Source organism: Paenibacillus sp. FSL H8-0034, assembly GCF_038000305.1.
Classification (GTDB): domain Bacteria; phylum Bacillota; class Bacilli; order Paenibacillales; family NBRC-103111; genus Paenibacillus_S.
Genome location: NZ_JBBOBS010000001.1, coordinates 5649773 through 5670470, shown reverse-complemented (window position 1 = coordinate 5670470; position 20698 = coordinate 5649773). Strand labels below are relative to the sequence as shown.

The 20698-nt window shown below is 46.5% G+C and carries 18 protein-coding genes; all 18 read left to right on the top strand.

Annotated elements, in window-relative coordinates; all coding sequences use genetic code 11:
- Positions 1 to 13: 13 nt before the first annotated feature.
- The 18 genes from NST47_RS25660 to NST47_RS25575 all read left to right on the top strand — a co-directional run bounded on the left by NST47_RS25660 (position 14) and on the right by NST47_RS25575 (position 20673).
- Positions 14 to 967, top strand: coding sequence for a carbohydrate ABC transporter permease (locus tag NST47_RS25660; protein ID WP_341157668.1), 954 nt, complete (start codon positions 14 to 16; stop codon positions 965 to 967).
- A 55-nt stretch (positions 968 to 1022) separates the two neighbouring features.
- Complete coding sequence (locus NST47_RS25655; RefSeq protein ID WP_076236992.1) at positions 1023 to 1847, top strand: carbohydrate ABC transporter permease; 825 nt, start codon at positions 1023 to 1025, stop codon at positions 1845 to 1847.
- On the top strand, positions 1834 to 2847 hold the full coding sequence (locus NST47_RS25650) for an N-acetylglucosamine kinase (protein ID WP_341157667.1): 1014 nt from the start codon (positions 1834 to 1836) through the stop codon (positions 2845 to 2847). Before NST47_RS25655 ends, NST47_RS25650 begins: the two co-directional genes overlap by 14 nt.
- Positions 2848 to 3765 (top strand): N-acetylmuramic acid 6-phosphate etherase, encoded by a 918-nt coding sequence (gene murQ / locus NST47_RS25645; RefSeq protein WP_341157666.1) that lies wholly within the window; start codon positions 2848 to 2850, stop codon positions 3763 to 3765.
- A 159-nt stretch (positions 3766 to 3924) separates the two neighbouring features.
- Complete coding sequence (locus NST47_RS25640; protein WP_341157665.1) at positions 3925 to 4368, top strand: DUF2935 domain-containing protein; 444 nt, start codon at positions 3925 to 3927, stop codon at positions 4366 to 4368.
- Between the two features lie 333 nt (positions 4369 to 4701).
- Positions 4702 to 5541 (top strand): carbohydrate ABC transporter permease, encoded by an 840-nt coding sequence (locus tag NST47_RS25635; RefSeq protein ID WP_341157664.1) that lies wholly within the window; start codon positions 4702 to 4704, stop codon positions 5539 to 5541.
- Positions 5542 to 5572: 31 nt separating this feature from the next.
- Positions 5573 to 6409, top strand: coding sequence for a carbohydrate ABC transporter permease (locus tag NST47_RS25630; RefSeq protein ID WP_341157663.1), 837 nt, complete (start codon positions 5573 to 5575; stop codon positions 6407 to 6409).
- 98 nt (positions 6410 to 6507) lie between these two features.
- The gene (locus NST47_RS25625) at positions 6508 to 7827 is read left to right on the top strand and encodes an ABC transporter substrate-binding protein (RefSeq protein WP_341157662.1); all 1320 of its coding nucleotides are present in this window, start codon (positions 6508 to 6510) and stop codon (positions 7825 to 7827) included.
- A 27-nt stretch (positions 7828 to 7854) separates the two neighbouring features.
- Entirely contained in the window at positions 7855 to 8469 is a 615-nt protein-coding gene (locus NST47_RS25620; protein WP_341157661.1) for a YesL family protein, read from the top strand.
- A gap of 48 nt (positions 8470 to 8517) precedes the next feature.
- A complete protein-coding gene (locus tag NST47_RS25615; protein WP_341159753.1) occupies positions 8518 to 9723 on the top strand; it encodes an ROK family transcriptional regulator in 1206 nt (401 codons plus the stop codon).
- Between the two features lie 112 nt (positions 9724 to 9835).
- Complete coding sequence (locus NST47_RS25610; RefSeq protein WP_341157660.1) at positions 9836 to 11287, top strand: sulfatase family protein; 1452 nt, start codon at positions 9836 to 9838, stop codon at positions 11285 to 11287.
- A gap of 3 nt (positions 11288 to 11290) precedes the next feature.
- Positions 11291 to 12796, top strand: coding sequence for a hypothetical protein (locus NST47_RS25605; protein ID WP_341157659.1), 1506 nt, complete (start codon positions 11291 to 11293; stop codon positions 12794 to 12796).
- Positions 12797 to 12843: 47 nt separating this feature from the next.
- Positions 12844 to 13629, top strand: a complete 786-nt coding sequence (gene nagB / locus NST47_RS25600) for a glucosamine-6-phosphate deaminase (protein ID WP_341157658.1) — start codon at positions 12844 to 12846, stop codon at positions 13627 to 13629.
- 61 nt (positions 13630 to 13690) lie between these two features.
- Positions 13691 to 14677 carry an ROK family protein gene (locus tag NST47_RS25595; protein WP_341157657.1) on the top strand — a complete coding sequence of 329 codons (987 nt, stop codon included), beginning with the start codon at positions 13691 to 13693 and terminating at the stop codon, positions 14675 to 14677.
- Positions 14678 to 14808: 131 nt separating this feature from the next.
- Positions 14809 to 17175 (top strand): AraC family transcriptional regulator, encoded by a 2367-nt coding sequence (locus NST47_RS25590; RefSeq protein ID WP_341157656.1) that lies wholly within the window; start codon positions 14809 to 14811, stop codon positions 17173 to 17175.
- A gap of 247 nt (positions 17176 to 17422) precedes the next feature.
- On the top strand, positions 17423 to 18814 hold the full coding sequence (locus NST47_RS25585; protein ID WP_341157655.1) for a sulfatase family protein: 1392 nt from the start codon (positions 17423 to 17425) through the stop codon (positions 18812 to 18814).
- Positions 18815 to 18857: 43 nt separating this feature from the next.
- On the top strand, positions 18858 to 19766 hold the full coding sequence (locus NST47_RS25580; protein ID WP_341157654.1) for an ABC transporter permease: 909 nt from the start codon (positions 18858 to 18860) through the stop codon (positions 19764 to 19766).
- A 13-nt stretch (positions 19767 to 19779) separates the two neighbouring features.
- On the top strand, positions 19780 to 20673 hold the full coding sequence (locus NST47_RS25575; protein WP_341157653.1) for a carbohydrate ABC transporter permease: 894 nt from the start codon (positions 19780 to 19782) through the stop codon (positions 20671 to 20673).
- The last annotated feature ends 25 nt before the right edge of the window (positions 20674 to 20698 follow it).

The following is a 20698-nucleotide window of genomic DNA, read 5'->3' as shown; positions in this document are numbered from 1 at the left end:
GCGGCGAGGCGTAATGAATGGGATCCATGCACAGGCTCATGAACCAAAGCACAAGCATAAGAAGTTCAACTGGAGTAAAGGGTTCATTCACTTATTCCCGATTCCAGCCCTCGCCGTATATACGTTATTCATCGTATATCCGATTCTCGCAGCGTTCAGTTACAGCTTATTTGACTGGACTGGACTCAAGAAGGGCGCTTTTATAGGAATTGCGAATTTCACAAAGCTGTTTACGACAGAACCTTTTAAAGGGCTGTTCTGGAATGCATTCGCACACAATTGGTACTATTTCGCCATGGAAATGATTGTGCAGAATGGAATTGCGTTTGTGCTCGCCTATATCATTTTTACGAAGGTTAAGGGAGCCGAATTGTTCAAAATGGCTTATTTTCTACCCAGATTGCTCTCCGTCATCGTAGTCGGATTTCTGTGGAAGCTGATGCTCAATCCGAATTTCGGAGCGATTAATGTGATGCTTAAGCAGGTAGGACTTGGGGAGTGGGCAAAGCCATGGCTGGGAGATCCAGCTTACGCGCTCACCTCAATCATTTTGGTCAACAGCTGGTTCGGAATTGGCTTCTCGATCTTGATTTTATTGGCAGGGTTGCAATCCATTTCTCAAGAGGCTATTGAAGCGGCTCGTTTGGACGGCGCCAAAGGCTTCCGACTCATTAAATCGATCATTTTCCCGATGATGTCGCAGTCGATTGTTATTGTTACGATTTTCACGTTTGTTCAGGCGTTTGAGGCGTTTGAGCTCGTGTATGCGATGCAGGGATCTCAAGGTGAGCCGTACCATTCGACCGATTTGCTGGCTGTATTTTTTTACCGGGTTGCGTTTGGAGGTTCAAGCGGAGATGGAGTGGCTATTGGACTTGGCTCTGCACTGGCAGTGACTTTGTTCTTTATTATTGCAGTGTTGTCAGCCCTTTTCATGGCATATGTGAGAAAACGGGATATGGCTTAAGCGGAATGCAGACTATGCTGTGCTCTCATACATTCATGAAAGGTGAGGAGTCTCGATGAAAGAACACAAAGGATTACGTATTGGACACTATGCGATCGCCATATTGTTCACGGTTGTCAGTCTATACCCGATCTTCCTGATGCTGCTGTCTTCGTTCAAGACCAACATTGAAATTTTTAAAAACCCGATGGCGTTCCCCAAGCTTTGGACCTTTGATGCGTATCGAAAATTACTGGATCAATTGCCTTATTTCGATTACTTTTGGAACAGTGTATTTGTTAGTGTTACTTCTGTGGCACTGATTCTCATATCGGGGGCATTGGTATCGTTTTATATTGCGAGATTTAATTTCAAGTGGAACCCGGCGTTGTTTTTCTTCTTCCTGTTGGGAATGATGATTCCGGTCAAGCTGGGTATTGTTCCCTTGTTTATCCTGATGAAAACTCTTGGTTTGATGAATACAAGCTTTTCCCTGATTTTCGTATATACGGCGATTGGCATTCCGATGTCCGTTCTGATTCTGGTCGGGTTTTTCCGAACCTTACCTAAGGAGCTGGAGGAATCCGGTAAAATTGATGGCTGCTCTGATTTGGGGATTCTGGTAAAAATCATTGCCCCTTTGATGCGTCCTGCGCTCGGTACGGTTATGATTATGAATTTTATTACGGTATGGAATGATTTTTTCTTTCCGTTAATATTTATCCAGGATGAAGTCAAAAAGACAATTCCAGTTGGTATGCTTACCCTGTTCAGTGAATATTCGACCGATTGGAGCGTGCTGTTCGCTGGTTTGACCTTATCTTCGCTTCCGATGATCATCTTGTTTGCAGTCGCTTCCAAACAATTTATGGAAGGGATGACTGCCGGTGCCGTTAAGTAAAGAGTTCAGGTTTATAGGAATTGACGGTGGCGGTACGAAAACGGCCTGTATGATCGGTGATGGCTTGGGTAATGTGCTGGCTGTCTGTTATGGGGCATCCAGCAGTATCAAGTCCAACTCCAGGGAGGTTGTACAGGAAGTATTGCTGTCCTTGATTCAACAAGCTTTGGCGTTGTCCAACAGCACGGAGTCACAGCTTAAGGGAGTTTTTCTCGGCTTGGCCGGTGCGGATCGCCCAGAGGATAAGGTGCAAATTCTGTCTTTATTAGAAGGGAAGCTGCCGGCTACAGTTGTCATTACACTGCATAATGATGCGATTACGGCATTATCTGCCGGGACATGGGGAGAAGCGGGGATTGTGCTGATCTCGGGAACGGGATCGATTGCGTACGGCTTTGTGCCTGAAGCCTCCATTAGTGTTCGTGTCGGGGGCTGGGGATATATGTTAGGCGATGAGGGCAGCGGCTTCAATATGAGCCAGCAAGCGTTGATTGCTGTAATGAAGCAGTATGATGGACGAGGTCCCAACACGAAGCTGACATCCTATATACTGGACCAATTGTCCCTAACCGATCCTAATCAGATCGTCACCTATGTGTATGGACAGGCGAATATACGAACCGCTATCGCTGTGCTCTCCAAGGTCGTGCTTCAAGCGGCTAAGGAAGATGATGAAGTAGCTCTGGAGATCGTGGATCAAGCGGTCAAGGAATTGGCCCGGATCGCGCTAACCGCCAAAGCACGACTGCAGCAATTACAACCGAACCAGGATATGTCGGACCTGCCGCTGTTACTTAGTGGAGGGCTATTCTCGGACAGCTGGTTTCAAACCTGCTTTGAGTCGCAGCAAGACATTATGAACAGCAAGCTAAAAGTAAGTAAGCTCGAGGTGCCGCCTGTGACAGGCTGTTATGTGCTTGCACTCAAGCAGGCCGGTATTGCAATTACAGATGCATTGAAAACACAAATTCGTGCATGGGAGACAAGGAGGGAAACATAGTTGAAACACATCGAAAGTCAACCCATTACGGAACAAAGAAATGAAAAAACGAGCCAGTTGGATGAAATGAATGTGCAGGAAATTATTCAAATCATGAATGCTGAGGATCAGACAGTTGCACTTTCCGTACAGCATGCGCTCCCGCAAATCGGCAAGGCGATTGAAGCTATTGTTGAGGTGATGAGCAAAGGCGGCAGACTGTTTTATATAGGAGCAGGAACAAGCGGGCGTCTCGGCATCCTGGATGCATCGGAATGTCCACCGACATTTGGTGTTAACCGTGAGTTGGTTACCGGGATCATCGCTGGCGGGGAAGCGGCGATTATGACCGCTATCGAAAATGCCGAGGACGATGCCGAAGCGGGTGCGAGAGAAATCGAAGCCCGTCTGACAGCAAATGATGCATTGGTAGGCATAGCCGCCAGCGGTAACACACCGTATGTAATCGGGGCGATTAATCGCGCCCGGGCGATGGGGGCAGTAACGGCCAGTGTGTCCTGCAACGACAACGCACGACTCAGTGCAGCGGCTGAATATGCGATTGAGGTTCCGGTTGGCCCTGAGGTTGTGACCGGATCGACACGGCTTAAGGCAGGTACTGCAACAAAGCTGGTGCTCAACATGATCACGACCACTGTGATGATCAAGCTCGGTAAGGTTTACGGTAATTTGATGGTGAATGTGCAGGCGACGAACGAAAAGCTGCGCGATCGGGTCATCCGGATTGTCGGTGAAGCGACCGGAGTTGATCACGATAAGGCTGCTTCGTACACCCAACAGGCAGATGGAGATGCACGGGTAGCAATTTTGATGATCAAATTTGCCGTAGATTCGAATAGGGCTTTGGCTGTATTGGAGCAGTGCCGTGGTCATTTTGGCGACGCGGTTTGTATCCTCGAAAAAGAAAGCCTGGCTTAATAGCACCTATACGATATACACAATGAGGGGTACCGGGTCCGGTATCCTTTTTTGTGTCCAACACAGCCTGTATTGGAGAGCAAACGAGACAGACATATATCGTCTTTCATCAGAATAGATTACTTCTATGAACGGATGAGAAGACGGAGGTATCTGTGAATGCAATTTGATTACGGAGATAAAATGCCGCTGCGAATTCTCGACGAGGGAGAATTCTGGAAGCTGCAGGAAACTGAGCATACAGATGTAATAAGAGCGTTAGTGCCTGATTTGGAGCAGCCGTTTGTGGAAGCTTTACAAGCATGGGAACAGGCATTGGCACGAACACAAGCGATGTTTGTTCGTTATATGGAGTGGGTTGGGTGCATGGAGCATCAGGTGAGCAGTGAGGTTTACAAGCAAATTATGGAGCTGGTTTTATTTGCTAGAAGGCAAAGTGAGCAATTTATTCAATTGTTAAACCAACTGGGTACCGAAAGCACAGCGATGAAAAACAATCCGACCGCGCTAACTGTGCTGAACCACATCCGCCGCGAATCCGAATATTTTATTGGTATTGCTCAAGCGGTGCTCACTGAGGTCGAAGTACCAACTCATAAATGATAAATGAAGAGCCTGCTTCAATGGGGTTCTTTTTTTTGAAGATAGCGGAATTGGATTTGCTACTCCTCACACGGGATTAGTCGCTTTCAAACTGCAAAAGCCGGATGTTCATCTCAAATCATATTTAATTTCATGTTGAAAATATATAAAGAGGGTGATATACTAAAACCAATGGAAATGATCAAATACTAGTTTTATTTTCATTTATTTATCTTAATTATATTTATAGTGAATTTAAATATCCTGTGAATGGAGGTGAGTTACATTAGACATCAGGTAAGTGCACTTTTTAAGAAGAGAGGCTATAATTTTGCGGAAACGGTTTCAGGGTACATGTTTTTATCCCCTGTGATCGTATGGATTGGTGTTTTTATGGCTTTTCCGCTTTATTACATTATTTATTTAAGCTTTTTCCAATGGAATTTGATTGATCCGGATAAAACTTTCATCGGTATCGGCAACTATACGCGGATGTTCGCGGATAGCGAGTTTATCAGCTCTGTATACCATACGCTTTATTTTACCGTCATGAAAACTGTGTTTTCCGTTGCGGCCGCACTTGCAATCGCTTTATTGCTTAATCAAAAAATTCGCGGCATCGTCGTTATTCGGAGCTTTTTCTATTCCCCTGTCGTTGTCTCTATGGTTGCAGCCGCGATGATATGGGGGTATTTATTCGATCCGAATATTGGACCGCTGACGCAATTGTTTCAAGCAGCCGGATTAACGTCCCCGCAATGGCTTGATGATCCGAAGTGGGCATTGAATTCGATCATTGTTATGAGCATATGGAAAAACATGGGATACTATGCAGTTATTTACCTTGCTGCGCTTCAAGGTATTTCACATGATTATTATGAGGCAGCCGCCATTGACGGGGCGCGCAGTTTTTCGAAATTTGTATATATTACATGGCCTTTACTGATGCCAGCGTCCATGCTTGTTATTATTATGACCGTCATCCATGCTTTTCAAGTTTTTGCGCAGGTGTATGTTATGACTTCAGGAGGGCCGCTCGGCAGTACGAATGTCATGGTGTATTACCTTTACGAGGTAGCATTCCAGCATTTTGAAATGGGCTACGCCAGTGCGATCGGATTTGTATTGTTTTTACTCATGTTTGCGGTTACGCTCTTTCAATTTAAGCTAATGGATAAAAAGATGGGTTTTTAAGAGGTTGTTCAAAGTTTAATGGAAAGGACAGTTGGCTTTGGTTGAAAAAGGGAAAGGCTTCAAATCGTTGTTCACGGCTGTCATCGCTTACGTGTCGGGTATATTAACATTGTTTCCTTTTCTCTGGATGCTGTCTACATCCTTTAAAAGTCAGCAGGAAGCGCTAATTTCCGGTGTCAGTATTATTCCGCAGACGTTCCTGCTTACGAGCTATGTCGAGGCGCTGCAGAAAGCTTCACTCCTGCATTACGTCTATAATTCTTTAGTAGTTACGGTAGGCTCCACAATTGGGGTTGTAATCACATCACTAATGGCAGGATATGCGTTGTCCAGAATGCATTTTCCGGGCAAAAAAATCATTTTCATTATCATTCTCGGCACGATGTTAATTCCGCATCAAGCGACAATGGTTCCCAGCTTTCTGTTAATGAAAACATTCGGTTGGGTGAACAGCTTCAAAGCGTTAATTATTCCGTTTCTTGTATATCCGTTTGCTGTGTTTCTGATCCGCAATTTTTTCCTTTCCATACCGAAGGAGCTTGAAGAAGCAGCCTATCTGGATGGCTGCAGCCGGATGCAGACCTTGATTCGAATCATCATCCCGATCTCCAAGCCTGCGATTGCGAGTGTCGTTATTTTTAATTTCACGTATATTTGGAACGATTTCTTTTGGCCGCTCGTTATGACGACATCCACCGAGATGCGTACTGTACAAGTAGGTCTTGCCTTAATAAAAAGTGAATTTTTGCTGCAGTGGCCGCTATTGATGTCCGCTACCGTACTGTCTTCGATTCCGATTTTTGTTGTGTACATTGCGTTTCAACGGTTTTTCGTCGAAGGATCGGTCTCCTCAGGAGTTAAAGGATAATTCGGAGGCTTGTCCAAAAGCAACTGAAATGAGTTGTAGAAGAGGCTTACATCGATTTGAAGGATTTGTTTGGTCACTAAGTAATAGGGGTGAAGATAATGAGTAAAATGAAATGGTCGCTAGCTGTGTTACTTACAAGTTCGGTGGCACTGTCAGCTTGTGGCGGCAGTACGCCTGTAAAGAATGAAGCCGTTCCAGATCCGGGCAAACCTGCAGAGAAACCCTCAGAAAAACCTGCAGCAAAGCAAGAGGTGAGCTTCTTATATGCGCTGGCAGGAGCCAATGGCGAGGTCGTACAAGGTTTGGCCAAAAAATTCAATGAATCTCAGGATAAATACACCGTCAAGCCGACCTTCGTACCGCCCGATCAGCGGATGGAAAAAATATTTACGCAAATCGCAGCCGGTTCACCGCCCGATTTGTTTACAGCGGGTCCTCCGGATATTGCGGCTTTGCGAGGCTCCAAAGGACTTATGAGCATTGACGAATTAACGAAGGACAAGGCTAAGAAAATTAAGGCCGATCAATTTTACGAATCCTTACGCCCCGTGATTATGAAAGATGAGAAAATGTGGGGAGTACCGCTTAGCGCGGGAGTAGCGGCTTTGTATTACAACGAAGATTTATTCAAGCAAGCAGGGTTAACGAAGGCGCCGGAGACATGGGAAGAGGTAATTGAGTATGCCAAAAAACTGACGGACCCAAGTAAAAACCAATGGGGGCTGCTGCTGCCAACAAAGGAAGTGCTGTTTACCAACAACCAATGGTCTGCATTTTTATGGCAAAACGGCGGTGATTATTTCACTCCGGATATGAAGCAAGCGACGTTTAACTCACCGAAGGGCGTAGAAGCCTTGCAGCTGTGGGTCGACCTTGTACAGAAGCATAAAGTTGCGCCATTGCAGCAAATGGATGAAAACCTGATCACCCAAACCTTTGCAACGGGCAAAGTGGGAATGTTTATCGGCTTCCCGCTTTGGATCACGCAATCGAAGGAATTCCCTTTCGTTACGAAAACAGCTCAATTGCCGAAGCGTGAAAAAGCGGCTACTTATTTGGGAGGATGGTATTTAACGGTTCCTTCCGAAGCCCAAAATAAGGACGGTGCTTATGAATTTATTCAATTTTTGCTCCAGCCTGAGAACTCAGCTGCCTGGAATATCGGTATGGGCAGTCTGCCTACTCAACCAGCAACGCTGCAAACGAAAGAATACCAGGAATTTGTTGCGAAAACACCATTGGTAGAGCCCTTCTCCAAATCATTAAACGAAGCGATTGCTCCACCTCCGACAGAAAACTATTCCAAGGTGGGAACGACAATTTCCAAGGCGATTGTGAAGGCGTTGTATGGCAAAGCAACACCGCAGCAAGCTTTGGACGAAGCAGCGCAGGAAGCGAATAAGCTGCTGCAAAAATAATTGGAAAGCTGATTGGAGGCAGACGGCATGAAAGCGGAAAAAGCGAGTCGTTTTTTTGAATGGGTGATGAATTTAGCCATATTAAATTTTGTTTGGATTGTATTCAGCTTACCCTTGGTTACGGTATTTGCTTCAAGCGCCAGCTTGATCCAAACGATTCAAATGTACCGGAAGGAGAGAGATAGGGAAACTCTCCTTCCCTTCTTCTGGAAAGCATTTGTAAGGCAGCTCCTGCCCGCCACTTGTCTTGGAATTACGATGCTTTTTCTACTGCTGGTTGTTGCCTCCAATTTCTTGTTTGCACACAACTTTGCTGCAAATACATGGCTGTATACTATTCTGTTGGCGTGGTCCTTGTTTCTCAGCGCATTATACGTGTCTACACTGATGTTTATATTTCCAGTCCGGATCTCGTGTGGACTTGGTGTTGTGCAGACCTTGAAACAATCGTTGGTATTCAGTCTTCGAAAGCTGCCGCAGGCTCTATTGATGATTGCGGGAATCAGCCTCCTTGTTCTGCTGTTGTATGTTGTACCTATCTTGATACCGATCATTGGCTTCAGCTTAATAGCATTTCTGGTCGTTCTATTTACAGATAAAACGATGGGGAGCACGAAGCCATCTATAAATATAGACTTGTAATCAAGGAGTGTAGTAAAATTAAGGAAAATTGTCTGTAGGGTGGCTGCAATGATCAATGTGTTTCATGTTGGGAAAGAACTGAATATTAAAAAGGTGATCAAATTCATCCGGGATAAGGGACCTATTTCGCGTAAGGAATTATCCGACGCCATGGACATTCCTCAGCCGACAGTAACGAGAATCATTGAGGAATTGTTAAAGGAACGGATCATCAGGGAAGTAGGAACGCTCCCTTCCAGTCGCGGGCGCCGTCAGGTGCTGCTTGCTTTGAATGCCCAATGCTATTACTCGATTGGTGTGGAAATTGGTAGAACTGTCGTAAACTCGGCATTAGTCGATCTGGAAGGGAACTTAATTCAATTTGAAGTAAAGCCGACGACAAAAGCTCATAAAATTACTGACGTCATCGAATACTTACGGGAAATACCTGCCAAATTACTTGAAAATGCTCATGTAGATGCTTCCCAATTGCTTGGAGTTGGCGTCGGCATTCCAGGCTGGATGAACGAGACCAAAGAGGGATATATATCGCCTTCGAACTTTTATGGAGAAACGAAAATTCCGCTGCGGGCGATGCTTGAAGAGGCAATCCCTTATCCTATTACCATTGATAATAATGCCAACGTCGCAGCTCTGGCGGAGAAATGGTTCGGCAAAAGCAGAGGTTCAACCAATTTCGTATACATTCTGGCTGAATTGGGGATCGGCAGCGGCATCATCATCCACGATAATCTGTATCGGGGCTTGAGTGGGAAGGCCGGCGAAATCGCCCACACAACAGTCGATATATACGGCGAGCAATGCACCTGCGGCAATTACGGATGTCTGGAAACGCTGGTATCCATCCCGAAGGTCGTGGACAGGATGAAAAAGCTATTAAAGCTTGAAGGCCGCAGCGAGCTGCATTATTTCGGTAATGACATAGACGCCATTGAACTTGAAGATATAATAACCGCCTTGGAGAAAGGCTCTATTTTAGCAAAGAAAGTGTTGGAGGATACAGGTACCTATCTGGGAGTCGGCATATCCAACGTCATTCAGCACTTTGCACCGGAAATGATTGTTATCGGCGGAAGGCTCGGCACGTGTCATCCGATTTTACTCGATCAAATTAAGAAAATGGTGGAAGCCAGGGAGATGAATGTTTTTTCCAGAAAGACGGCAATCGTATCCTCCGATATGAAGGAAGTTATTGTACTCGGGGCAGCGGCACAAGTGATTGACGACAATTTTTCCCTATACTCGTTATTATAATCCGGCACAGGGCTTGCAGCCCTTTCGGTGCCGGTAAGATATTTTTGAACACGCACTTCAATTAATTTCATTGTGAAATTAATATACTATCCAAACATGGAGTGGAAACAAGATGAGAATGATTTATTTGGATATCGATTCATTGAGGCCGGATCACATGGGATGCTACGGCTATTCCAGGAACACGACGCCTAATTTGGATAAGATCGCATCGCAGGGGGTTCGCTTCAATCATACCTATTGCGCGGCATCCCCATGCGTTCCGTCCCGCGCCAGCTTTATGTCGGGACGATTCGCCATCAACCACGGAGCCTTAACCCACTGGGGTCCAGGCGGTCAATTTCGTTATCCGGAAGGGGATTTCCACAGTAAGGAAGTGCCTTTCTTCACCCGCTATTTGCGCGAAGTCGACTACAAGACGGTCACTTTTTCTTCGTTCGGGGATCGGCATCATGCGTGGTGGTACTTTGCCGGATGGAATGAGGTCCACACGCACACGTTAAAAGGCGGCAATGAGGATGCTCATGAAGTCAATGCGGCCGTCCTGCCGTGGATCAGAGAGCATGGCAAGGATGATAATTACTTTCTTCATATTCAATATTGGGATCCGCATTCAAAATACACCTATCCGAAGCAGTATGCGGATCAGTTTGCCGACCTACCTGCCCCAGTTTTTCCAGATGAAGCAACGATTCAGCGCCATCGGCAGGACTGTCATCCAAGATCGGCAAGCTTCCTGCACTGGAGCGACGATTACAGCAAAATCCCGCAGGAAACGATGCCGCTTGAAATCGCTGATCGGAATGATTTTCGAAAGCTTATTGATGGTTTCGATGGCGGTATTTCTTATATGGATGCTTGTGTCGGTGAAATCCTGGAAGCCTACCGCGAGCTTGGGATTGAGGACGAAATTTGCATTATTATTAGCGCAGATCACGCCGAATCCTTCGGTGAGCAGGGGGTTTATCTTGAACATGGCATGGCTACGGAATCTGTTCACCATATACCGCTTATAATGAAAGTTCCGGGTGTAACCAAGCCGGGACACGTGAATGATGACCTTATTTACAATGTAGATGTAATGGCGACAATCGCCGAATTAGTAGGGCTTCCGAAGCCATCCGGCTGGGATGGCCGTTCCTTTCTGCCAGCGCTTCGCGGCGAAGAAACAGAAGGGCGGGACTACATCGTACTGGAGCATGGCTTGTACGCTTGTCAAAGAGCGGTGCGGGACCAACGCTGGTATTTTATCCGCACGTATCATGAGGGTATGTACGATTTCGATGAAGTCGTGCTTTATGATTTGCAGAACGATCCGCATCAAACCGTTAACGTAGCGGTAGAACATCCAAACATCGTCCATTTGATGGAGCAGCGTTTGGAGCAATGGGTGACGAATAACCTGCACAAAGCCGGTACAGAAATCGACCCCATGCAGGAAATTATCCGGACAGGCGGACCTTTTCGCTATATGCTTCCAGAGCAGTGGGTTGGAAGGCTGGAAAAAGCAGGCTGGGGCAAGCAGGCGGAGGCTTTAAAAATCAAATATTTGAGGAGCGAATAACAGATGAATATTTATTGGGGAGACATTCACAATCATTGTGGAATTAGCTATGGCTTCGGCAGTTTGGAAAATGCACTGAAGGCGGCGCGAGGGCAGCTCGATTTTGTTTCAATTATTGGACATGCTTCGTGGCATGATATGCCGGAAAAAACGAAAGAGCTCGAATTTCTAATCGATTTTCATGAAAAAGGCTTCGCCAAGCTGGCTTCGCGCTGGGATCAAATCGTGGAAACGGTAAACAAAGCGAATGTACCCCACGAATTTGTGACCTTTCAAGGATACGAGGCGCATTCCAGTGAATATGGCGATCATCATATTGTATGCAAGGGAGACGATATGCCGTTGTTTCAAGGGATTTCGCCTTACGAGGTTGTGAAGGCGCTCAGCCCCCGCGAAGTCATTGCGGTCCCCCATCATGTTGGCTATACGCCGGGTTACCGCGGAGGTAATTGGGATACGTTCGACCCGACGATCAGTCCGGTTGTCGAAGTGTTTTCCAAGCACGGCTGCGGTATGTCTGATGACAGCGCACATCCTTATTTGCATGATATGGGTCCGAGAGATTCACGAAGCACGGTGCTTGCCGGAATTCGCAAGGGACTCCGGTTCGGCTTCGTCGGTTCCACAGATCACCATGCAGGTTATCCGGGCTCTTACGGCGACGGCCGCTTAGCTGTTTTGGCCAAGGAAAAAACGCGCGATTCCATATGGGAGGCTATATTAGCGCGCCGTACTTATGGGGTGACAGGTGATAAAATTCAATGCGGATTTCAAGTCAATGGCGCTGATATGGGCAGTGAGGTTATAGCAGCGGATGGTCGGGAAATCCGGTTGGATGTGAAAGGCTGCGATCGGCTCGATAAAATCGTTGTCTATAAAAACTTTATGCCATGGCAGACGATTGCAGGAGAATCACTGCGTACGAAGAACAATCCTTCCGCCGGAAAGTTTAAAGTACGCGTAGAAATGGGCTGGGGAGATTCCAAGGACGGCTATTTTTGGCAAGGAGAGGCGGGCATTCAGGGCGGCATCATAGACTCGGTCGAAACATGCTTCAGAGGACGCAGCGTGCTGGCACCAACTCCGGAGATGAGGGACAACCCGGATCTTAATGAGCTGCATAACGAGTTGCTTGCGCAATCGGAGACGAAGGTTTCGTGGACATGCACGACCTTTAAAAATCCGACAACGCTGCACTCCCACACGGCGGCTTTAATCCTCGAAATCAATGGGGACGTTTCGACTGTCATTGAGATGAATTTGAATGGGAAGCAGTTGTCTGCGACGATTGGCGAACTATTGCAGGGAAGCCGCAGCGTCCATCTTAAGGCGTATAATTCGGAGGCGATTTTGTTCCATCGCGCTGTTCCCGAGTACGAGTACAGCTATAGCGGGACATGGACGGATTTTGAGACCGAAGCCGCCGAATGCGATGTGTATCATGCGGAAGTTCGCCAAACAAACAACCAATTTGCTTGGATTTCACCGATATTTGTGATGAAGCCGTAAGTCGCTTCATTCATTTAATCCCGGGGATCGACAACATGATGGAAAGGATGAGTTCGTTGAAACAGGCTAACCGAACGCAGCGCGGGTCGCTTCAAATCCATGAAGCTAACCCTGCAAATAAGCTGCATTTGACCGTTGTTGAAGATTATGAACAAATGTCGCAGGCTGCCGGACAATTAGTGCTGCACCAATTGACGCAGCGTCCTGACAGTGTGCTAGGGCTTGCCACCGGCGGGACGCCCGTAGGGTTGTACCGCAAGCTCCGCGAAGAGAAAGCCGACTTGTCACAAGCTATGACGTTTAATCTGGATGAATATTATGCGCTTCCCCGGCAGCATCCGCAAAGCTTCTATCAATTTATGAAGGGTCATGTGTACGACCCGTTAATGCCGCTCGGCTATGACATCCCTAATGGGGAAAGCGCGGAAGTGGAGCAGGAGTGCACGCGTTATGAAACGGCGATTCGTGATGCGGGAGGGATTGACCTGCAGGTGTTGGGAGTCGGCCGCAACGGGCACATTGGATTCAACGAACCGGAAACAGCTTTCTCGTCACGCACCCGGCTCGTTGCATTGAAACGTGAGACCTTGGAAGACAATGCCCAATTTTTCGATCATGTCAGCGAGGTGCCGAAGCAAGCGATCACGATGGGAATCGGCACGATCCTCGAAGCGAGAACGATTGTGCTGCTGGCCAGCGGACCGGCGAAAGCTGAGGCCTTGTACCAATTGATGTATGGGGATATTTCACCGAGCGTTCCAGTAACGGCGCTGCGTCTGCATCCGACCGTTCATGTAATCGTCGATAAAGCCGCCGCCGCTTTACTCAAGTAGACAACAGTCGGAGCTTGAAAATAGGTTGAACACTTTTTTATCACGGAGGGGGTTATCCTGCATGGTTGATAGCAAATATACCGTTGGAGTCGATCTTGGCGGAACGCAGATCAGGGTAGGGTTGTTCGACCAAACAGGCAGACTTTTGATGAAGGACGAAGCTTTAACTCTCGCGCAGGAGGGCTCGGATGCGGTCATTGGCAGAATTAAAAAAGGCATTCATGAAGTCATCAACCAGGCTGGTGAGCAGATCTCGGGCAGTATCGCCGGTATCGGCGTCGGCAGCCCAGGGCCGCTGGACCCATTTACCGGGGTCGTGCTTTCCCCTACCACGCTACCCGGTATGCTGGATATTCCGCTGCGGCAGATTTTGATCGATGAGTTTCAAGTTCCCGTCTATTTAAATAATGATGCGAACGCCGCTGCTCTCGGTGAATGGTTGTACGGAAACGGGCGGAACGCGAACAATATGTTATACATTACAATCAGTACGGGCATCGGAGCCGGCGTGATTGTTGACGGTCGGCTGCTGCTCGGCGAGCAAGGAAGCGCGGGCGAAATCGGGCATATGATTATCGACCCGCGCGGCCCGTTATGCGAGTGCGGCAATTATGGATGTTGGGAAGCTTGTGCGTCAGGAACAGGTATCGCGGAGCGAACCAAGCACAAATTGGTTCGTTACGCCAACGAAGGGAAAGCGCCTTTCAGCCAGTCGGAACTGTATGGACTGGAAGCTCCGACGTCCAAAGACGTGTTTGCCGCTGCTATTCGCCATGACGCCTTGGCTATGGAAATCGTCGAGGAAACGAGAACCTATTTGGGCATTGGACTGATCAATATGATCAATCTATACAATCCGCAAAAAATCATTTTCGGTGGCAGCGTTAGCAAAGCAGGGGATTTCCTCTTGAAACCTGCCGTGGAGATGGCGAAGCGGCAATCGCTCTTGGGTATGCGCGACGTGGAATTTACGATGGCAACGCTTGGCGATAACGTCGGTCTATACGGTGCGGCGGCGCTGGTCAGCTATCAGCAGCAGTCAGGTTAACATGTGATTTGAGAAAACGGTGGAGGTCCGCTTGTTGTACGGGAGGATCTCTGCTGTTTTTTCAACGTTTCTATGTAACCGCTGCCAGAGAACCCCAAAACCCTTTTCAAGCGAAGAAAGCAGGGTAGACGATGAAAAAAATGATGACTGCAATGCAAATCGATCGCAGACGTTCTGTTCGCTTCTACAAATATTTTTTGTCATACGTATTGCTGCTCGTTATTTCGATGTTAATTGTTAGCATTGTAGTCTTTAGCAACATTATTCAGACATTTCAGGATGAAGTGGAAAGCTCGACGACGATAGGTCTAACACAAATTCGTGATACTGTGGATTCGAGAATGAAGGAGCTTGAGAAAATCGCTATGCAGATTGCCGCCAACCCGGACATGACGCCTTCCATGGTGGGGGATGAAGGGTACCCAACTTTTCGAGCCATCGCAGAGTTGGGCAAATACCGGTCCAGCAATTTCTTAATCTATGATTTGGCGCTGGTGTACACCCACCGCGATACGGGAAAGCTGTATGCTGCGAGTGGTGTGTACAGCTACGAATCTTACTTTGATTACGCATACCAATACGAAAATTGGGGGAAGCAACAATTTTTCGAACAATTGGAAGGAATGACAACACCTGTTGTCAAGCCAGCGGAAAAAATTACTATCCATGGTGTGGATACAAAGAGTAAATTTGTTACTTATATATGCCCACTGCCCATTAACCAAGGGAAACCGTATGGGGCGGTGCTGTTTTTGATTGAGGAAAAGATGTTAGACCAGATGCTGGGTAATGTCATCAATAAATACTCCGGGTATACGTACATTCTGAATAAGCATAATGAGCCGGTTATTTCCCTGCAATCAGGAACGTTGGAACAAACAGCGGAACAATTTTTAAGCGGGCTGGACGGGGCTGCTTTGACTTCGCAAGCGAGCGAGGTTCATAACCGTTATGGGAGATATTCGGTGATCAAAGTCGATTCAGAGTACAGTGGCTGGTCCTATGTGACAGTGATTCCTACCGCTCAAATTTTACAAAAGGTGCAAACAAGCAGAATTATTTTTACGTATTCAGCCGTAGTCATTTTTCTTATAGGCATTTTGATTTCTTTTATTTTGGCCAATAAGAATTACGGTTCCTTGCGAAACATCGTTCAAATGATTGTCGATCGAAGAGTATTGAAGGGCACGGCGGACAATATGGACGAAATTTCTTATCTGTCGCAGGCGTTCGACGAAGTGATTACGGAAAAAGAAGGTTTAATGAGCCAATTGGGAAGTAGAAGAGGGATGATGAAAGAACGGCTGCTGCTTTCTTTGTTAAAAGGCAAGCAGGATATTCAGCCGCAGCATTTGCACAATATGATGGAAGCGTCAGCGTTAACCTTTTCTTATTCTTCTTTTAGCACCCTGCTCTTTTTCATTGATGATTATGACCGCTTTCGCACGGAAAACAGTGTCTCGATGCAGAACCTGTTTAAATTCAGCATTATTAATATTGCTGAAGAACTGTCCGGGGAAGTGGGACACGGATACGGGGTTGATTTAATCGATGACCGCGGAATCGCGCTTGTCTTAAATGTCAAGGCTGATAAAAACAACAAAGAGCATATTACGGCAGTTGCTGTTAAAATAAAAAGCTTTTTTAGAGAAAATTATAAATTTTCATTAACGGTTGGGATTGGTAGGATTTACAATGATGTGTCCATGATATGCGATACTTATGCAGAAGCGAGCAAAGCCATCCTGTACCGGTTTATTAAAGGGAATGACCAGATCATATTCTATGAAGACATTGAGTGGGAGAAGCAACAGCATTACCGCTATCCGGCAGAGCTGGAGATGCAGCTGGTGAGGGTTATCAAACAAGGCAAGGCCGAAGAGTCGCAAATGATTGTTGCGGAAATATTCGATGAGATCGTCAACCAACCGCTTTCGCTCGAAGCGGCCAAATATATAAGCTCGGGCATTATGAATAAGGTGTTTAATACGATGGATGAGATGAATGACAAGTTAAATGATTATTTCCAGAAAGACCTGGAGCTATTAATCAATCATGATTTTGAAACGCTGGAAATGACAAAAAGGAAAATATGCGAATTTTGCAAACAGCTTAGCGAATATATTGACGAACAAAAGGAAAGTAAAAATGTCGATCTCAGCGATCGGATTATGGCTTATCTGCAGGATCACTACAACGATAATTCCTTAAGCCAAGAGTCGATCGCACAAGAATTTGATTTATCCCCGTCGTATTTGTCCCGTTTTATAAAGGACCAAACAGGATATACGCAAAAGCAGCATATCGATTTATTGCGGATGAATGAGGCCAAGAAATTGCTGGCAACCAGCAGTTTAACCGTGAAGCAAATCGTCGAGCAAGTCGGATATGTGGATGAAACCAACTTTATACGCAAGTTTAAAAAGCTGGAAGGCATCACGCCTATGCTGTACCGTAAAGCTAATTCTCCCCAGCCGACGAACCGCAAATCCCCGTGATTTTCGGTTCTTTTTTCGCAAAATGTAATCAATTGCATATGGAATGTTGAAATTGCAGATGCTGGAGACCGTTGCCATAAGGCCGTTTTATGCGGATGTAATAAAATGCAGATCGTTCATTATACTGCCGATGTACTTGTGTGCCAGGCTGTTATATAGTTCATCGTGAAGTCAGCATTCGCGCTTGAAAACACAGCGGATACTTACGAGACCAGCTTTCGACGAAACGAAATTAGGAGGGGAAAAGATGAAACAGCCTAATATTTTGTTCATTATGAGCGATGATCATGCGACGAGTGCTTTGAGCTGCTACGGCAGCAGGATCAATAAGACGCCGCAGCTTGACCGTATTGCTAATGAAGGCATGCGGTTCGACAACTGCTTTTGTACTAACGCGCTTTGTTCGCCAAGCCGAGCGTCGATTCTAACAGGGCTGTACAGTCACCTTAACGGGGTGAGAACGCTGAGCGATCAGCTGGACGGCCGTCAGCAAACAGTGGCCAAGCTCCTGCAGGAGGGTGGCTATCAGACGGCCATGATCGGCAAATGGCATTTGGGACACGGGGGAGCCGCTGATCCGACCGGCTTCGATTACTGGAACGTGCTTCCCGAGCAAGGAGATTACATGAACCCGACGCTCATCGAAATGGGCGAAAGGAAAGTTCACGAAGGTTATGTCACCGACATCATCACCGATTTGTCTCTCGATTGGATGAATAAGCGGGATACAGATAAACCGTTTTTCTTGATGTGCTATCACAAGGCTCCGCACAGGTCATGGATTCCAGACGACAAACACGCCGATATGTATGAGGATATGGACATTCTTGAGCCGGAAACGTTCCATGACGATTATTCGAACCGGGCGGCGGCCGCCTCGGCAGCCCGCATGCGGGTGGATCGGGATCTGCTCAAGAAGGATTTGAAGCTGGACCCGCCGGAAGGCTTAACGCCCGAGCAATCAAAAAGCTGGAAGTATCAACGCTACATCAAGGATTATTTGCGCTGTGTCGCTTCGATCGACGACAATGTGGGTCGAATGCTCGATTGGTTGGAGGAGCAAGACATAGCGGATGATACGATCATCATCTACACAACAGATCATGGCTTTTTCCTCGGCGAACACGGCTGGTTTGATAAGCGTTTTATGTACGAGGAGTCGCTGCGCATCCCGTTCATCATTCGTTACCCGAGGGGGATCCAAGCGGGCAGTGTATGCGAGCCGATGGTGCTTAATGTTGATTTCGCCCCGACATTTCTGGAATATGCCGGCTTGCCCGTGCCTGCGAATATGCAGGGTGCGAGCTTGCAGCCGCTCTTGCAGGGAACGAAGCCGGAGGGCTGGCGCACGTCGATGTACTACCGCTATTGGACGCATCTGGGCAACCATTATGTGTACGCCCATTACGGCGTCCGCACCGAGCGCTATAAGCTCATCTACTATTATGCGGAAGCGCTGGACACCAAGGGCTCGACTGACGAGCCGAAGCCGCCGGAGTGGGAGCTGTTCGATCTGCATGAGGACCCGTACGAGCTGAACAACATTTACGACGATCCCGCCAACGCTGGAATCATTCGCTCTTTAAAAGAGGAGCTGCATGCATTGCGTGTCCAACTCCAGGACGACGACGGCGTATAATGGATACTATTGCTTATTTTGGAGAGGAGGGAATATATAACAAATGTTATCCAGTCCGTTAAAAAGTGTTCGTAGAAACTGGGATTTGTATTTACTTATTTTACCGGTCGTAGCCTACTTCATCATCTTTCAATACTTGCCTATGTATGGCGTGCAAATTGCTTTCAAGGATTTTATGGCGGTCAAAGGGATTGGCGGGAGTCCATGGGTAGGCTTGAAGCACTTCGAGCGATTTTTTAATTCTTACTACGCATGGAGATTGGTTCGGAATACGGTGGGTTTAAGCTTGTATCAGCTTGTGGTCTCGTTTCCCATCCCGATTATTTTGGCCCTGCTAATCAATGAAGTGCGGAATAGCAAATTTAAAAGAGTTGTACAGACGGTCACATACGCTCCTCACTTTCTTTCTACCGTAGTTATGGTTGGACTTATACTGGTGTTTCTATCCCCGAAAAACGGGATGATTAATTTGATCATTATTGCTCTGGGAGGAGATCCGGTCTACTTCATGTCAGAATCAGGATGGTTCAAAAGCATCTATGTTCTTTCTGAGGTATGGCAAAATGCCGGTTGGGCTTCGATTATTTATTTGGCGGCTTTGTCTGGAATCGATCCGCAGTTGTACGAGGCGGCCGTTGTGGATGGGGCAAGCAAGATCAAAAGGATCATTTATATTACGATACCTTGTTTGATGCCTACCGCCATCATATTGCTCATATTGAACTTTGGACATGTGATGAGCGTTGGCTTTGAGAAAGTGTTTCTCATGCAGAACAACTTGAATTTGGAGTCATCGGAAGTGATTTCAACTTACGTTTATAAAAATGGGCTAGTTGGAGCCCAGTACAGCTTTTCGGCCGCTATCGGATTGTTTAACTCGGTAATCAATTTCGCCTTATTAATTATCGTGAACAGTATTTCGAAGCGCGTAAGTCAAACGAGTTTGTGGTAGGAGGCATGGCTTCATGGGAATAGGAGCTAAGGGAAGCTTAGGAGATCGATGGTTTGACACCATCAATTTAGGTATATTATCGCTGATTTTAATCATTGTGCTTTATCCGCTTATCTATGTTGTAAGCGCCTCACTCAGTAATCCGACGCTCGTATTGCAGGGCCAGGTATGGTTATGGCCCAAAGAGCTTTCATTTGAAGCCTATAAGCGAGTGTTTCAAAACGCTGATATTATGATTGGCTACAGAAATACGATTCTGTACACAGTCGTGGGCACTTGTGTCAATATTGTCATGACCACTGCAGGCGCGTATCCACTATCGCGAAGGGATTTTTACGGACGAAATGTGATTATGGCCTTCTTTGTATTCACGATGTTTTTTAGCGGTGGGATTATTCCTACTTACTTAGTTGTTAAAAGCCTGGGTATTATTAATACATTTTGGGTCATGATTTTACCTGGCGCGGTTTCGGTGTTTAATTTGATTATTATGCGCACCTTTTTCCAAAATACAATTCCTTTAGAGCTCCAGGAATCGGCATTTATGGATGGAAGCACGAACATTAGAATTTTGGTAAGCATCGTTCTACCCTTGTCCATGCCGATTATTGCTGTATTGATCCTGTATTATGCGGTGGGTCATTGGAATGCTTTCTTTAATGCTTTAATTTATTTATCAGATCGGAAGCAGTATCCGCTGCAGTTGTTCTTGAGGGAGCTGCTCATTCAAAACCAAATGGAGGAGATGATGTCAGGGGATACGCAATCGATGGTAGAGCAGCAAAATTTGGCTGAAGGACTTAAATATGCAATTATCGTGGTTTCCAGCCTGCCTGTCTTGATTCTATACCCGGCTTTGCAAAAATATTTTGAAAAAGGAATTATGATCGGCGCGATTAAAGGATAGCTATGCCTGTTACTATACGAATCGA

What these genes read in the sequence shown, in the direction of transcription:
- NST47_RS25660 (WP_341157668.1), top strand. Translation starts at nt 14, where the DNA reads ATGAATGGGATCCATGCACAGGCTCATGAACCAAAGCACAAGCATAAG.
- NST47_RS25655 (WP_076236992.1), top strand. Translation starts at nt 1,023, where the DNA reads ATGAAAGAACACAAAGGATTACGTATTGGACACTATGCGATCGCCATA.
- NST47_RS25640 (WP_341157665.1), top strand. Translation starts at nt 3,925, where the DNA reads ATGCAATTTGATTACGGAGATAAAATGCCGCTGCGAATTCTCGACGAG.
- NST47_RS25635 (WP_341157664.1), top strand. Translation starts at nt 4,702, where the DNA reads ATGTTTTTATCCCCTGTGATCGTATGGATTGGTGTTTTTATGGCTTTT.
- NST47_RS25625 (WP_341157662.1), top strand. Translation starts at nt 6,508, where the DNA reads ATGAGTAAAATGAAATGGTCGCTAGCTGTGTTACTTACAAGTTCGGTG.
- NST47_RS25620 (WP_341157661.1), top strand. Translation starts at nt 7,855, where the DNA reads ATGAAAGCGGAAAAAGCGAGTCGTTTTTTTGAATGGGTGATGAATTTA.
- NST47_RS25615 (WP_341159753.1), top strand. Translation starts at nt 8,518, where the DNA reads ATGATCAATGTGTTTCATGTTGGGAAAGAACTGAATATTAAAAAGGTG.
- NST47_RS25610 (WP_341157660.1), top strand. Translation starts at nt 9,836, where the DNA reads ATGAGAATGATTTATTTGGATATCGATTCATTGAGGCCGGATCACATG.
- NST47_RS25605 (WP_341157659.1), top strand. Translation starts at nt 11,291, where the DNA reads ATGAATATTTATTGGGGAGACATTCACAATCATTGTGGAATTAGCTAT.
- nagB (WP_341157658.1), top strand. Translation starts at nt 12,844, where the DNA reads ATGAGTTCGTTGAAACAGGCTAACCGAACGCAGCGCGGGTCGCTTCAA.
- NST47_RS25595 (WP_341157657.1), top strand. Translation starts at nt 13,691, where the DNA reads ATGGTTGATAGCAAATATACCGTTGGAGTCGATCTTGGCGGAACGCAG.
- NST47_RS25590 (WP_341157656.1), top strand. Translation starts at nt 14,809, where the DNA reads ATGAAAAAAATGATGACTGCAATGCAAATCGATCGCAGACGTTCTGTT.
- NST47_RS25585 (WP_341157655.1), top strand. Translation starts at nt 17,423, where the DNA reads ATGAAACAGCCTAATATTTTGTTCATTATGAGCGATGATCATGCGACG.
- NST47_RS25580 (WP_341157654.1), top strand. Translation starts at nt 18,858, where the DNA reads ATGTTATCCAGTCCGTTAAAAAGTGTTCGTAGAAACTGGGATTTGTAT.
- NST47_RS25575 (WP_341157653.1), top strand. Translation starts at nt 19,780, where the DNA reads ATGGGAATAGGAGCTAAGGGAAGCTTAGGAGATCGATGGTTTGACACC.